Annotated in this window: 8 protein-coding genes, 1 tRNA gene and 1 pseudogene; 5 read left to right on the forward strand and 5 right to left on the reverse strand. The window is 70.6% G+C overall.

All coding sequences use genetic code 11. From position 1 onward, the window contains the following. Positions 1–42: 42 nt before the first annotated feature. Both ACFYWM_RS22960 and ACFYWM_RS22965 read right to left on the reverse strand, forming a co-directional pair. Positions 43–735 carry a peptidyl-tRNA hydrolase gene (locus ACFYWM_RS22960; protein WP_389917474.1) on the reverse strand — a complete coding sequence of 231 codons (693 nt, stop codon included), beginning with the start codon at positions 733–735 and terminating at the stop codon, positions 43–45. A 67-nt stretch (positions 736–802) separates the two neighbouring features. Beyond that, on the reverse strand, positions 803–2,125 hold the full coding sequence (locus ACFYWM_RS22965) for an MFS transporter (RefSeq protein WP_389917475.1): 1,323 nt from the start codon (positions 2,123–2,125) through the stop codon (positions 803–805). 268 nt (positions 2,126–2,393) lie between these two features. Between ACFYWM_RS22965 and ACFYWM_RS22970 the strand changes: the two genes are divergently transcribed. Beyond that, on the forward strand, positions 2,394–4,130 hold the full coding sequence (locus ACFYWM_RS22970; protein WP_389917476.1) for an ABC transporter family substrate-binding protein: 1,737 nt from the start codon (positions 2,394–2,396) through the stop codon (positions 4,128–4,130). 454 nt (positions 4,131–4,584) lie between these two features. Next, positions 4,585–8,226, forward strand: coding sequence for a CARDB domain-containing protein (locus ACFYWM_RS22975; protein WP_389917477.1), 3,642 nt, complete (start codon positions 4,585–4,587; stop codon positions 8,224–8,226). 282 nt (positions 8,227–8,508) lie between these two features. On the opposite strand, the gene ACFYWM_RS22980 is transcribed toward ACFYWM_RS22975, so the two are convergent. From ACFYWM_RS22980 to ACFYWM_RS22990, 3 genes are all read right to left on the reverse strand, one after another. After that, positions 8,509–8,581: transfer RNA gene (locus ACFYWM_RS22980), tRNA-Ala, on the reverse strand. 352 nt (positions 8,582–8,933) lie between these two features. Further along, on the reverse strand, positions 8,934–10,484 hold the full coding sequence (locus ACFYWM_RS22985) for a von Willebrand factor type A domain-containing protein (protein ID WP_389917478.1): 1,551 nt from the start codon (positions 10,482–10,484) through the stop codon (positions 8,934–8,936). Between the two features lie 107 nt (positions 10,485–10,591). Continuing rightward, positions 10,592–11,125 carry a TIGR03086 family metal-binding protein gene (locus ACFYWM_RS22990; protein WP_389917479.1) on the reverse strand — a complete coding sequence of 178 codons (534 nt, stop codon included), beginning with the start codon at positions 11,123–11,125 and terminating at the stop codon, positions 10,592–10,594. 65 nt (positions 11,126–11,190) lie between these two features. Between ACFYWM_RS22990 and ACFYWM_RS22995 the strand changes: the two genes are divergently transcribed. The 3 genes and pseudogenes from ACFYWM_RS22995 to ACFYWM_RS23005 all read left to right on the forward strand — a co-directional run. After that, positions 11,191–12,963, forward strand: coding sequence for an asparagine synthase-related protein (locus ACFYWM_RS22995; RefSeq protein ID WP_389917480.1), 1,773 nt, complete (start codon positions 11,191–11,193; stop codon positions 12,961–12,963). Positions 12,964–13,032: 69 nt separating this feature from the next. Beyond that, the gene (locus tag ACFYWM_RS23000) at positions 13,033–13,899 is read left to right on the forward strand and encodes a DUF6597 domain-containing transcriptional factor (protein WP_389917481.1); all 867 of its coding nucleotides are present in this window, start codon (positions 13,033–13,035) and stop codon (positions 13,897–13,899) included. 981 nt (positions 13,900–14,880) lie between these two features. Continuing rightward, positions 14,881–15,102 (forward strand): annotated as a pseudogene (locus ACFYWM_RS23005) (hypothetical protein); the annotation flags it as partial.

Consider the following 15,102-nt stretch of genomic DNA (forward strand, 5'->3'; position numbering starts at 1 on the left):
CGCTCGCTCCCGGAACCGGGCCACCGGCCGTCCCTTGACCGTTCACCCGCGGAACGGGACGCCCCCGCGCAGCCACGGGACGTCCGCGACGACCGTGCGGGAGCCGGGCTCGATCTCGGTGAACCCCGCGTCCCTGACCACCGGCAGGCCCGAGGCGACCAGCCCGGCCCACGCGGCGGGATCGGCGGTCCTCACCGAGACCGCCAGGCCCTTGTCCCGCCACGCCCGCCTGGCGTCGTTCCCGCTCGCGTGCCAGGCCAGCTGGACGGCGTGCCCCGCCTGGGCCATGGCCTTGCCCGCCGACATCGTCAGCCCCGGGTTGAGCCACAGCACCACGTCCCCGGGCGGTCCGGGCTCGCGGGAGTCGGCGAGTTCGGTGCCGGACACCTGGAGCCTGGAGAGGTCCCTGGGCCAGCCGTCCAGCGGTACCGGCGGGTGGACGCGGACCTCGGCGGTGCCCGAGGTGACGGTGACGCCGGGCAGGTCGAGCACCCGGCGCCACTCCGCCCCGCGCGCCCGCCGGACGACCTTCCTGAACCGGCTGCCGTCCCAGGCCCCCACGGCCTCGGCCCACTCACCGCCGTCGAGGGCGCGCGGGTCGTCGAGCAGTGCCAGCACGGCCAGGGCCGCCGCCTCCAGGGCGTCGGTCCGCTCGGGCGGCGCGGAGCGCTCGATCCGCACCACGAGCGGGAGGACCCTCCTGTCCAGGTCCCTGCCGTCCCCTACGCCGGTCATGCGATCCCCCCCGGCCGCCGCGTGTCGGATCCGGTTCCGTGGCCCGCGGCTCGTCCGCCTCGTTCTCTCACGCCTTCAAGGATGCCTGCTCCTTCGCGGTGGCCTCCCCCGGGCCGGGCCTCAGGGTGACGGCCTTCCTGGCGATGACGATCGACATGACGGCGGCGGCGAGGCAGAGGAGACCCGCGGCGTACCAGGCGAGGTCGTAGGCGCCGAAGTGGTCGCGGGTGACCCCCGCGGCGACCGCGGCGATCGCGGCGCCGACCTGGTGGGAGGCGAAGACCCAGCCGAACACCACGGCCCCGTCCGGGCCGTAGATCTGGCGGCACAGAGCGACGGTCGGCGGGACCGTGGCCACCCAGTCGAGGCCGTAGAAGATGATGAAGACGAGCATGCTGGGCTCGGCGGTGGCCCCGAACAGGCCGGGCAACGCCATCAGCGACAGGCCGCGCAGCCCGTAGTAGACGCCGAGGAGGACGCGCGAGTCGACCTTGTCACTCAGCCAGCCGGACGCGACGGTGCCGACCACGTCGAAGATCCCGATCAGGGCGAGCAGCCCCGCGGCGACCGGCTCGGCCATGCCGTGGTCGTGGGCCGCGGGGATGAAGTGGGTGCCCACCAGGCCGTTGGTGCTCATCCCGCAGATCGCGAACCCGCCGGCGAGCAGCCAGAAGGGACGCGTACGCGCCGCGCTCCACAACACGCCGAGGGCGCGCGAGGCGGCACCCCCGGCCCGCGCCGGGCGGGCGACCGGGGGCGCGGCGGGATCGGCGCCCAGGGCGGTGGTGCCCACGTCCTCGGGCCGGTCACGCAGCAGGAACCAGACCAGGGGGACCACGACGAGGGCGGCGACGGCGACCGTGACGGCGGCCGACCGCCAGCCGCTGTCCGCCGCCAGGTGGGCGAGGACGGGCAGGAAGACGAGCTGCCCGGTGGCGCCGCCCGCCGTGAGCACGCCGGTGACGAGGCCGCGGTGGCGGACGAACCAGCGTTCGGTGAGGGTGGCGGCGAAGACCAGGGCCATCGAGCCGGTGCCGAGGCCGACCAGCACACCCCAGCAGAGGATGAGCTGCCAGGGGGCGTTCATCAGGATGGTCAACCCGCTGCCCGCGGCGACCAGCAGCAGGGCGTACGTCACCACCCTGCGCATGCCGAAGCGGTCCATGAGGGCGGCGGCGAAGGGCGCGGTCAGCCCGTAGAGCATGAGGTTGACCGAGACGGCCAGCGAGATCGTGCCCCGGGACCAGCCGAACTCCTCCTGGAGCGGTGTGATCAGCACGCCGGGCGTCGCCCGGAAACCTGCCGCCCCGAGAATGGCCACGAACGCGACACCCGCCACGATCCAGGCCCGGTGCAGCCCGCGTTCGGGCTGCCGAGGGGTCGTTGTCATGCGCTCCATAATCGAGGGGCGGCGCTCCGGCCGACGAGTGGCCCGAGTGCCAATAACCGCAAGAATCAGGCCAGAACCATGTCTCGTGACTCGGACTCGTGAGACGGCCATCTCACATATTGGGTAAATTCGCTCAAGGGTTATGTTTTTTCTATTCTCCTCATTTGAGGGACTCGCATCCGGCATGGTCACGAGAGACGCGACGCCCGTCCGGATCCCGCCCGGCCGGACGGGGGCAGGCCGGGGCCGGGTGACCGAAGGGGGTGCCGTGTTCCACGCACGAAGGCCGGGAAGGTTCCTGGCGCTGCTGGCGAGCGGCGCGCTCCTGCTCGGCGCCTGCGCGGACACCGGCCCGGCGGACGACCCCACCGCCTCCGGCTCGGAGTCGGCCCCGCCGAGCGAGACCATCACCTACGCGTACGAGCAGGAGTTCCACTCCTACAACAACAACACCACCTCGGAGAACGCCACCCGCAACGCCGCCCCCCTGCAGCGGGTGCTGACGGGCTTCTGGTTCTACGGCGACAAGGGCGCGATCACCCCCGACAAGGACTTCGGGACGTACGAGAAGATCTCCGACGACCCGCTGAGCGTCAGGTACACCATCAGCGACAAGGCGGTCTGGTCGGACGGCGTCCCGATCGACTGCGACGACGTGATGCTGTGGTGGGCCTTCCGGTCCGGCAAGGTCAGGGGCTTCGCCTCCGCCGACACCACCGGCCTGCGGGACACCCGGGTTCCCGGGTGCGAGAAGGGCGGCAGGCAGTTCACGCTGGTCTACGACAAGCCGTTCGCGGACTGGGTGGCCGGGGGTCCGGGCGCGACCGAGATGATGCCCGCCCACGTGGTCGCCAAGCAGGACGGCCTGTCCGAGGCCGACTTCATCGCCGCGATCAAGAAGGGCGACTCGAAGAGGATCGAGAAGGGCATCACGTTCTTCAACGACGGCTGGGTCTCCGAGGGCAGGCTGCCCGACGCCGAGCTGATCCCGTCCTCGGGGCCGTACAAGCTCTCCAAGCTCGACGCCGGGCAGCGGCTGACCCTGGTCGCCAACGACAGGTGGTGGGGCACCCCGGCCGCGACCCCGACGATCGTCGAGCGCTTCATCACCCTCGACGAGCAGGCCCAGGCGCTGCAGAACCGCGAGGTCCAGATCGTCGAGCCGCAGCCGGGGCCCGACGTGCTCAGGCAGCTGCAGTCGCTGCGGGGCGTGGAGGTCGGCGTCTTCGAGAAGTACACCTACGAGCACCTCGACTTCAACTTCGACTCCAGCCCGTTCAGGGACAGGAGGCTGCGTGAGGCGTTCGCCAGGTGCGTGCCCAGGCAGCTCATCGTCAACACCCTGATCGGGCCCGTCTCGCCCGCCGCCAAGCCCCTGCAGGTCCGCACCGTGGCGCCCTTCCAAGCCAACAGCGCGGCGGTCGTCGCGGCCAGCGGCAGCGCGGACGCGTACACGCGGCAGGACATCGCGGGCGCCAGGGCGCTGCTGCGCGAGGCGGGCAGGACGGGCCTGGAGATCAGCATCGGCTACCAGACCCCGAACCCGCGCCGCACCGCGGCGGTGCAGCTCATCATCGACTCCTGCAACAAGGCCGGTTTCAAGGTCGTCGACAAGGGTTCCGAGGACTTCCTCGGCACCGTGATGCCGGCCAACGGCTACGACGTGGCCCTGTACGCCTGGTCGGGCTCCGCCCTGGTCAGCAACTGGGCCGCCAACTTCACCTCGCCGGTGAAGTGCGACGCCCGCTACAAGGCCAGCAACAACGGCTGCTACTCCAGCGCGCACGTCGACCGCCTCATCGCGAAGCTGAACTCGACCGTGGACCTCGCGGCCCAGGACCCGATCATCGGCGCGATCGAGAAGCGGCTCTGGAGCGACCTGGCCACCATCCCGCTGTTCCAGCACCCCGGCCTCAGCGCGTGGGACGAGACGCTCCAGAACGTCATCCCCAACCCCGCGCAGTCGACCATCACCTGGAACATGGACAAGTGGCGCCTGTCCTAGCGGTCCGCGCCTGACACCGGGCGGCACACGTACGGTCGCCGGGACGCCGCCCTTCCGCGGGCTTCGCCGACGGACCGGCCCCCCTCTGATCCTCCCCGGATCCTGCCCGGCCCCTTCCCGGGGCCGGTGATCCGGCGTTCACGACCGGTGCCCGTGCCCCAGCGCCCGTGACCCAGCGCCCCCGGCGTTCACGGCCGTTCTGACCCCCTGTCACATCTCCCGTCGAACCGGTTGAGAAAGCTGCTTCCAAGCCGTTGACGTGCCCGTAGCACGTATGTAACATTTGGCCAACGTCATGCAAGAATATTGCAATCCTTGTTAATTTTCTTGCTACTCCTCGCAACTCTCCAGGGATGCACTGCGTCGTGCACCTGCCCCCCATTTACGTGTGCGGTGAAGGCGCAGCCTTCACGCCCCGGCCCCTGCCGTGCCCGACGAGAGAAGAAGAGCGCGAATGAGAATGCTGTACAGACCGTTACGGCTGGTGGCGACCATGGTCGCGACCGCCGGCCTGCTCCTGGTGGGGTCGGTCGTCCCGGCCTCCGCCGCGGCCGGACCCAACCTGTCGCCGGGCAAGGCGACCCTGGCGAGCAGTTCGACGGGCGGGCAACCGGTGTCCGCCGTCAACGACGGAAACCAGTCCACCTACTGGGAGAGCGCCAACAACAGCTTCCCGCAGTGGGCGCGGATCGACCTCGGCACCGCCACGAGCGTCGACCAGATCGTCCTGAAGCTACCCCCGCCGACCGTCTGGCAGACCCGCACCCAGACGCTCTCGGTCCAGGGCGGCGCCGACGGCAACACCTTCAGCACGGTCGTGGCATCGGCCAACTACACGTTCAACCCGGCGACCGGCAACACGGTCACGATCGACTTCGGCGCCGCGACCCACCGATACTGGCGCGTTCACATCACCGCCAACACCGGCTGGCCCGCCGCGCAGATCTCCGAGTTCGAGATCTACGGTGCCGCCACCGGCGGTGACAACCAGAACCCGTCGGCCCCCGGCAACCTCTCCTTCACCCAGCCGGCCACCGGCCAGGTCAGGCTCGCCTGGAACGCCTCCACGGACAACGTGGGCGTCACCGGGTACGACATCTACGCCAACAACCAGCTGCGGGCCAGCGTCGGCAACGTGCTGACCTACACCGACAACCAGCCGGCGTCGGCGACCGTGACGTACTTCGTGCGGGCCAAGGACGCGGCGGGCAACCAGTCGGCCAACAGCAACTCCGTGACCCGCAACGGCACCGGCGACCCCGGTTCCAACCTGGCGATCGGCAAGGAACTGGTCGCGTCGGGCCACGTGCACAACTTCGTCGCCTCCAACGCGAACGACAACAACCTGGCCACCTACTGGGAGGCCAACTCCGGCGCGTTCCCGAACACGCTGACCGCCAGGCTCGGCGCCAACGCGAGCGTCAACTCGGTCGTGGTGAAGCTCAACCCCGACTCCGCGTGGGGCACCCGTACGCAGAACATCCAGGTCCTGGGCCGCGAGCAGAACGCCACCGGGTACACCAACCTGGTGTCGGCGCAGAACTACACGTTCAACCCGGCCTCCGGCAACACGGCGACGATCACCTTCAACGCCAGCGTCGCCGACGTGCAGCTGAGGTTCACCGGCAACAGCGGCGCGCCCGGCGGGCAGGTGGCCGAGTTCCAGGTCATCGGCGTCCCCGCGCCGAACCCCGACCTCACGGTCACGAACCTCTCGTGGACCCCGGCGTCCCCGAGCGAGGCAAGCGCGATCACGCTGTCGGCCACGGTCAGGAACGCGGGCAACGCCGCCTCCCCGGCGGACAGCGTGAACCTCAACCTCGACGGCACCCTCGCCGGTACCGTCGCGATCCCCGCCCTGGCCACCGGCGCCACCGCCACGGTGACCCACAACATCGGCACCCGGGGCGAGGGCAGCTACACGGTCAGCGCCAGGGTCGACGCGGACAACTCGGTCTTCGAGCAGAACGAGGGCAACAACACCCTCACCGCCTCGTCGCCGCTGGTGGTCTCGCAGGCCCCCGGCCCCGACCTGCAGGTTCTCAGCGTCACCTCCAACCCGCCGAACCCGGCCGTCGGCGCGCCGGTCACCTTCACCGTCGCGGTGAGGAACCGGGGGACCTCCGCGACGGGCGCGACCACGGTCACCCGCGTCGTGGTGGGCGGCACCACGCTCAACGGCAACACCGCGTCGATCGCGGCGGGCGCGACGGCCAACGTGGCCGTCAGCGGGAGCTGGACCGCCACCAGCGGCGGCGCCACCATCACCGCCACCGCCGACGCGACCAACACCGTCACCGAGACGAACGAGAACAACAACACGTTCTCGCAGTCGATCGTGGTCGGGCGCGGCGCGGCCGTCCCGTACGTCGAGTACGAGGCCGAGGCCGCCACCTACCAGGGCACCCTGCTGGAGACCGACGCGCTGCGCACCTTCGGGCACACCAACTTCGCCACCGAGTCCTCGGGCCGCAAGTCGGTGCGGCTGAACAGCACCGGGCAGTTCGTCGAGTTCACCTCGACCAGCCCCGCCAACTCGATCGTGGTCCGCAACTCCATCCCGGACGCGGCGGGCGGCGGCGGCATCGAGGCCACCATCAGCCTCTACATCAACGGCACCTTCTCCAGGAAGCTGACCCTCTCGTCGCGCCACAGCTGGCTGTACGGCAACACCGACGGCCCCGAGGCGCTGTCGAACACCCCCCAGGCCGACGCCCGGAGGTTGTTCGACGAGTCGAACGCGCTGCTCTCGCAGAGCTACCCGGCCGGCACCAAGTTCAAGCTGCAGCGTGACGCGGGCGACACGGCCTCGTTCTACGTCATCGACCTGATCGACCTGGAGCAGGTCGCGCCGCCGACGAGCCAGCCGGCCGGTTGCACCTCGATCACGAACTACGGCGCGGTGCCCAACGACGGTCTCGACGACACGGCCGCCATCCAGCGGGCGGTGACGGACGACCAGAACGGCGTCATCAGCTGCGTGTGGATCCCGGCGGGCCAGTGGCGCCAGGAGCAGAAGATCCTCACCGACGACCCGCTGAACCGGGGTCAGTGGAACCAGGTGGGCATCAGCAACGTCAACATCCGCGGCGCGGGCATGTGGCACTCCCAGCTGTACACCCTGACCGAGCCGCAGGACGTGGTGGGCGGCATCAACCACCCGCACGAGGGCAACTTCGGCTTCGACATCGACAGCAACACCCAGATCTCCGACATCGCCATCTTCGGCTCGGGCCGCATCCGCGGCGGGGACGGCAACGACGAGGGCGGCGTGGGCCTGAACGGCCGGTTCGGCGAGAACACCAGGATCACCAACGTGTGGATCGAGCACGCCAACGTGGGCGCCTGGGTCGGCCGCGACTACGACAACATCCCGGCCCTGTGGGGTCCCGGCGACAACCTGCTGTTCAGCGGCATGCGCATCCGCAACACCTACGCCGACGGCATCAACTTCACCAACGGCACGCGGAACTCGCGGGTGTTCAACTCCTCGTTCCGCAACACCGGTGACGACGCCCTCGCGATCTGGGCCAACCAGGCGGTGAAGGACCGGGTCGTCGACAACACGCACGACAATCACTTCGTCAACAACACCATCCAGCTGCCCTGGCGGGCGAACGGCATCGCGATCTACGGCGGCTACGACAACTCCGCCGAGAACAACCTGATCTACGACACCATGAACTACCCGGGCATCATGCTGGCGACCGACCACAGCCCCCTGCCCTTCTCGGGGACCACGCTGCTCGCCAACAACGGGCTGTACCGCACGGGTGGCGCCTTCTGGAACGAGGACCAGGAGTTCGGCGCGATCACGTTGTTCCCGCAGGGCAGTGACATCACCGGTGTCACCATCCGCGACACCGAGATCTCCGACTCGACCTACGACGGCATCCAGTTCAAGACGGGCGGCGGCAACATGCCGAACGTCGCGATCACCAACGTGAAGATCGACAAGTCCAACAACGGAGCCGGGATCCTGGCCATGAGCGGCGCCCGCGGCAACGCGGTCCTGTCGAACGTGACCATCACGAACTCGGCCGACGGCAACATCGTGAGGCAGCCGGGAACGACCTTCGTGATCACCGGCCAGTAACCCTTCCGGCAGGACGCTCCGGCCCCCTCACCCGGGGGCCGGAGCCCGAGAGAAGACCGGCCGTGCGCGTGCTCCCGGGGAACCCCCGGAGGCACGCGCACGGCCGGTCGCGTCCGTCCCGGCGAATCCCACCGGCCACGACGGCGCACCGCGATCTTTCCGGACGAACGGCGAAGGGGCCCGCCGGGAGCGGGCTTCACACCTGCGGACCCCGACCGCCGAAGCCCCTGACGGGAAGCACAAAGGCCCCGGATCGAAAGATCCGAGGCCCTGTCACCGAAGTGGAGCTATGGGGATTCGAACCCCAGACCTCCTCCATGCCATGGAGGCGCGCTACCAGCTGCGCCATAGCCCCTCGGGTGTAACCGATGTCCCCGGGCCCGGCCCGGCGACCACGCCAGTGTATAGGAAATCACCCCGCACCCTGTAACCGCCGCGACCCCGCCCAGGATCCGGCCGGCGGCACGGACCCCAGGGGGCCGGCTCACGGGGAACCGGCCCACCCGATCATGGTGCGCGCGTACGGGCGGCGCGGGTGCCCTCCGGACCGGCACAGGCACGAACACCGGCCGGACCGGCACGGGCGCGGGTGCGAACACCGGCCGGACCGGCACTGGCACGGGTGCCCGCTGGACCGGCACGGACACGAACACCGGCCGGACCGGCACGGGCACGGGCGCCCGCTGGAGTGACTCGGGCGCGGACGCCTACCGGAGCGACGCGGCCTTCTCGATCAGCCCGGCGAGCTCGGTCACCGCCGGGTCCTCGGTGGAGGCGGCCAGGCGGGTGGCGTGGGCGGCGAGGTCACCGGGCTCGGCTCCGGCGATTCCCTCCCCGGTGCGGAGATACTCCGCGAAGCCCGCGGCCACCACGTCGACCTGGAACCTCGGCGTGGACCCCTCCCACGGCGAGGCCGCCAGGTCACCCGCCTCCAGGGAACGGGCGGCCTCCGAGGGGTCGCGGGTGTCGGGGTCCTGCCAGCGCACGGTGGCGGTGGCCAGCTGCCCCGACGCCCCGCCGCGCAGCCGGACCTCGTACAGCGCCGTCACTGAGTGGCCGGGACCGATCTCGCCGCCGTCCTTGCCGTCGTCGCGGAAGTCCTCGGTCGCGATCTGCCGGTTCTCGTAGCCGATCAGCCGGTAGGACTCCACCGCCGAGGGGTTGAACACGACCTGCGCCTTGGCGTCGCGGGCGCGCAGGTCGAGGTTGGTGGCGAGCTGCTCGACGAAGACCTTGCGCGCGTCGTCGACGGAGCTGACGTAGACCGCGGCACCGTCGCCGTTGTCGGCGAGCTGCTCCATCAGCTCGTCCCCGTAGTCGCGGCCGACACCGACGCACAGCAGGGTGATCTTCCTGCCCGCGGCCTCCGCGACCCGCTCGAGGATGCCCTGCCAGGTGGTGTCCCCGGTGTTGGCCAGGCCGTCGGAGAGCAGGATGACGCGGTTGACGGCCACCGGCCTGAAACCCGTCGCGGCCTCGCCGTAACCGCTGGTCAGTCCCGCCTCCAGGTTCGTCGACCCCTGGACGGCGAGGCGTTCGACGGCGGCGTGGAGCTTCTCCTTGTCGGTCGCGGGGGTCATGGAGAGGACGACCTCCGCCTCGTCGCTGAAGGCCACGAGGGAGACGTGGTCGCCGGGCCCGAGCTGGTCGACGAGCTTGTGCAGGGCCTCCCTGACCAGGTCGAGCCTGCCGGACTCGCTCATCGAGCCGGACACGTCCACCACGAAGGTGAGGTTCGCCGGGCGCCGCGCCTCCGCGCTCGCCCGGCGGGTCTGCAGGCCGACGCGGAGCAGCGCGGTGCCGTTCCCCGGCGTACGGGCGCCGTCCATGTGCACGGTGAAACCGTCGTCCTTGGGCTCGGCGTAGTCCTGCCTGAAGGAGTTGACGAACTCCTCCGGCCTGACCTGGCTCGCCTCCGGCAACCTGCCCTCGTTGAGGATCCGTTTGCTGTAGCCGTACGAGGCGGTGTCCACGTCGAGGGCGAAGGTGGATATCTGCTCGGCGGAGGTGTCGCGCCGCCGGGGGGCCTCGGTCTTGGAGTCGTCGCTCCCGGTGGTGGCGCGGGCCTCGGTCTCCGCGGTGTCCTCCTCGGCCTCGGACGAACGTCCGTCCGGGGGCATGGACGGGACCGCCTTGCCGGACTCGGGCATTGGCTGGCCGGCTTGTTCAGCGGTGCCCGAACCGCCGCAGGCGGCGGTGAACATCAGGGCGAACAGGGCGAGTACGGCGAGAGCAATGGCGAGCGGGCGTGACTTCATGTCGCCTCCTGGGGATGCGTGTCATCCCCTACGACGACGGCTCCCTCCGGTCCGCCGGGAGCTTGACCCAAGCGAGCGCAAACCGTGTTCGGCGCGTGATCGGGGTTTCAGCGTCCCCACGCCGGGTCCCGCCCGCTGAGCCCGAGCGCCCGCTCGAACGGCGGGGCGTCCGCCGCCACGGGCACCTCCTCCCCGAAGACCCCCATCCGCCGTCCCCGCGGCGCCATCCCGGCGACGAAGGCGGCCACGGCCTCGCCGGTCGCGGTGTCCACCGCGTAGTCCTGACCGGTGGCCCTGGCGAGGTCCCAGCCGTGGATCGCCATGTCGCCCAGCACCATCTGGAGCACCAGGGCCATGGGCATCCCCAACGTGGGACTGGTTCCCTCGGTCACTCCCGGTGCCGACCAGGCGGCGAGCACCGCGTCGGCCCGGTCCGCGAAGGGGACGTGATCGGCGTCCTGCGGCGGCGGCTGCTCGCGGCGGGCCAGCGCCTCGAACATCGCGGCCGTCCAGGCCAGGTGGCCGAGCAGCTCCCCCACGTCGAAGCCGTCGCAGGGGGTGGGCAGGCCCAGCTGGTCGTCGCGGACGCCGCGGGCGACGGCCGCCGCACCAGTGACGGCGCGTGACAACATCTCGTTCATGACGGCCATGCTGTCGAGCCGGGCTCACAGCTGTCTTGAAAAAACGCGACATATGATCCTGCACCATGCGCGTGTATCTCGGCCTCGCGGCCAAACATCCGGGAGCCGGTATACCGGAGGCGATGCTGCACACCGTCAGGGGCGCCATCGACACCGCGTTCCCCGTACCCCCCGAGGTCATCAGGTCCCGGGAGTGGCACCGGCCGGGCGTCTCCGTGTTCGCCTGGACCAACGAGCCCGACGACTCCCGGCAGCCTCCCCTGCTGGAGACCGGGCACGACCGGGTGACCGGGGTGAACGGCTACCTGGCCGCGCCGGGCGACGTGAACCTGCTGGCGGCGATGCCGACCCTGGACACCGAGGCCGTCGGCGGGTGCTTCTCGGCGTTCCGGGCGACCGAGGACGAGCTGTCGGCCGCCACCGCGATCCACCGGGTCTGCCCGGTGTACTACGCCGAGACCCCCGACGTGCACGTGATCGGCAGCCGGGCGCTGCTGGTCCACCTCGCGGGCGGCGGCGACCGGGTCGAGTGGGACGTGCTCGCGCTGCAGTCGATGATCAGGCAGGGATACTTCCTGTCCGACGAGACGCCCTACCGCGAGGTGAGCGCGCTGCCTCCGTCCTCGTCGGTGACCGTCAGGGGCGGCCGCCGTACGATCGCCACGACCCCGCTCCCCTCCGCCGTACCCGCGCCCACGTCGCGCAGGGGGAAGAAGGAGCTGGTCGGCGAGCTGGCGAGCGCGCTGCTGGCGACGGTGGAGCCGCTGCGCGCGGCCGGGGAGCCGGTGAACCTCGCCCTCACCGGCGGCAGGGACAGCCGCCTGATCGCCGCGACACTGCACGCGGCGGGCATCCCGCTGCGCGCGACCACCAACGGCCTGGACACCCACCCCGACGTGATCATCGCCGGGCGGATCGCCCGCGCGCTCCGCGTCGAGCACACCGTCATCCCCCCGGCCCGCGCCGAGAAGAAGGACGCGATCGTCGTCGAGCACCCCCTCGCGCGGGCCTACGAGACGCTGCGCGCCTGCGAAGGCATGACGTCGGCGTACGAGTCGATCGTCGGCTACCTCCCCTACAGCGCCAAACCAACCATGTCGGGGCAGAGCGGGGAGATCCTGCGGGCGGGGGGCCTGCTGCTGCTCCAGACCGACCTGACGGAGAAGGCGCTGCGCCGCCGGGTGGACGTGACCTTCCTGCGGGACCCGGCACTGTTCACCGAGGAGGCCAACGAGCACGCCCGCGAGCTGGCCGGGCCCTGGCGGGAGCGGGCTCCGCTGGAGGCGCTCGACCACATGTACATCTCCTACAAGGTCGGCCGCTGGCACGCGGGGGCGCGGGCGGGCTCGCTGCGCAGGGGCGACCAGATCTGGCCGTTCCTCGACAACCGGGTGGTCCGCGCCGCGCTGGGCCTCGACCAGACCTGGCGGCTGTCGGAGGAGGTCATCTACGAGCTGCTCGGCGTCCTGGCCCCCGCGCTCAGGGACATCCCGGTCGAGGGCAAGCCGTGGCGGTTCAGCGTCGGGAGGCGTTACTACCCCTGGCAGCGCAAACCGCGGGTGCTGACCGCTCCGAAGACCGGCGGCGGTGGCTGGAACTGGCGGACCAGCCCCGGCGAGGAGCTGACCGGCCTGATCCGCGACCACGTCCTCGGCCGCCTGGACCTGCTGGCGCCCGTCGTCAAGCCCGACGAGGTACGCAAGCTGTTCGCCGAGCCCGTCCTGAAGAAGCCCAACCAGGCCTGGCACCTCTACACCGTGGCCACCATGCTGGGAGGCGACTATCCGGGCAAGGAGCCGGAGGGCCTGCCGAGGGTCCACATCCCCATCCCGTCGTGAGTCCGTTGTGTGTGCCCGTCGTGAAGGTTGTGAGCCCGTGGTGAGCGTTGCGAGCCCGTGGTGAACGTTGTGAACCGTCCGCCCGGTTCCGGGGCGGACGCCTCCCGCACCGCTGCGGCGAGCACCGGCGTGGAAAGGGGTGCCGGCGGTGGTGCGGGGGCGCCCGCCGACGACACCCGGGGCATCCTGAACTTCGGGGCGGCCCGGTTCCGCTACGGGCGCCACGCGTGCCACCCGGCCCTGGCCCCCTTCGTCGAGCACCACTGGATCGTCCGCTGGGAGCTGGACGAACCGTACGAGCAGCGGATCGTGTCCCATCCGTCGGTGAACCTGGTCTTCCACGAGCACGGTTCCCGCGTGGCCGGGGTCATCACCGGTGACTACCTGGAGGTCCTGACCGGCACCGGGGTCGTGGTCGGCAGCCGCTTCCGGCCCGCCGGTTTCCGGCCCTTCCTGGGCGCCCCGCTCTCCACGATCACCGACCTCTTCGCCCCGGCCTCCCAGCTCTTCGGGCCGGACGCCGACGCGGTGCTTCCGGCCGTACTGTCCGCCTCCGACGAGGAGGCCCTGCGGGCGCTGGAGGGATTCCTGCTCGCGCGGCTGCCCGCCCGCGACCCCGTCGCCGAGCGGGCGGCGGACCTCGTCGCGAGCGTGCTCGCCGACCCGGCCATCGTCCGCGTCGACGACCTGGCCGCCCTGCACGGGCTGAGCGTCAGGCATCTGCAGCGGTTGTTCAGCGACTACGTCGGCGTCTCCCCCAAATGGGTGATCCGTCGCTACCGCATCCACGAGGCCGCCGAGCGGGCCGGTCCCGCCACCGACTGGTCGCGGCTGGCCGCCGATCTCGGCTACAGCGACCAGTCCCACTTCACCCGCGACTTCACCGCCGTGATCGGCATGCCCCCCACCGCGTACGCCCGCCGCCTGGCGGGATGACCTTTCACCGTCGCCTCACCTGGGCGATGCGCGTCTTCCCGGTGTCCGCCGGTGTCCACCAGTGTTCGCCGGCGGGTCTTCCGCGCTCGGGCACCGTCCGGCCGTGTGAGCCTCGGACGGATCCGAGCACCGAACCCGGGGGCTGGATCCGGCCGCACAATTTTAGTGCGAAACAAGCCCTTAGCGTAATTTACCCTTTATCTCGGCGTGGTCCACTTATCCGACTAATCTGGACAATAGCGGCATTAAGATTTTATATAGACACCCAAATTCACGGAAAGTAAAGAAACGCGAACCCTCCATCAAGCTTCCATTCCAGATTCCAGACACAGTTCTCCAGCCTATCCCCCAGGCTCCCCAAGAATGGCCGTTCGGCGTTTCTCGTCAATAGGAGGGGAGAGACAACGCACGTGTCTACTTTCATGAAACGGACCCTTGCGGGCGGCGCGCTCGCCGGGGCCGTCCTTCTTTTGCACTCCCCTGTCCCGGTTTCAGCCGATTCGCAACTTCAGATATCGGCACGAGCTCGCCACGACCAAATTCGACCCATCGGAAGCATCTCGGGCGACCCCTGCCCTGTGATGCTTTCCAGCATTTGTACGAACTTCATCTCTCTGCCCACCGTGATCCGCACCAGGGATGTCGTGACCACCGGCACGATCATCCATAACGGGTTGCGACCGACCGCGGACGACGCGGCTTTCATCCCGCTGTGCAGGTGGCTGGGTCTACCCACCTTCCTTTGCAGGATCCCCGACGGAGTTCAGGGCCCACCCGGCCCAGCGGGCCCGAGGGGCCCACGAGGCCCCGCAGGCCCAGCCGGAGCCAACGGCTCCAACGGCGCACGCGGACCGGCAGGACCTGTAGGCCCCGAAGGACCCGAGGGCCCGGCAGGACCGGAAGGCCCAGCCGGACCCGAGGGACCCGCAGGCGCCGACGGCGCACCCGGACCCGAGGGACCAGCCGGCCCCGCAGGCGCCGATGGCGCACCCGGACCGGAAGGACCAGCCGGACCCGCAGGCGCCGACGGCGCACCCGGACCGGAAGGACCAGCCGGACCCGCAGGCGCCGACGGCGCACCCGGACCGGAAGGACCAGCCGGACCCGCAGGCGCCGACGGCGCACCCGGACCGGAAGGACCAGCCGGACCCGCAGGCGCCGACGGCGCACCCGGACCGGAAGGACCAGCCGGACCCGCAGGCG

Origin of the sequence: Streptosporangium sp. NPDC002721, assembly GCF_042888905.1 — a bacterium.
Lineage (GTDB): Bacteria > Actinomycetota > Actinomycetes > Streptosporangiales > Streptosporangiaceae > Streptosporangium.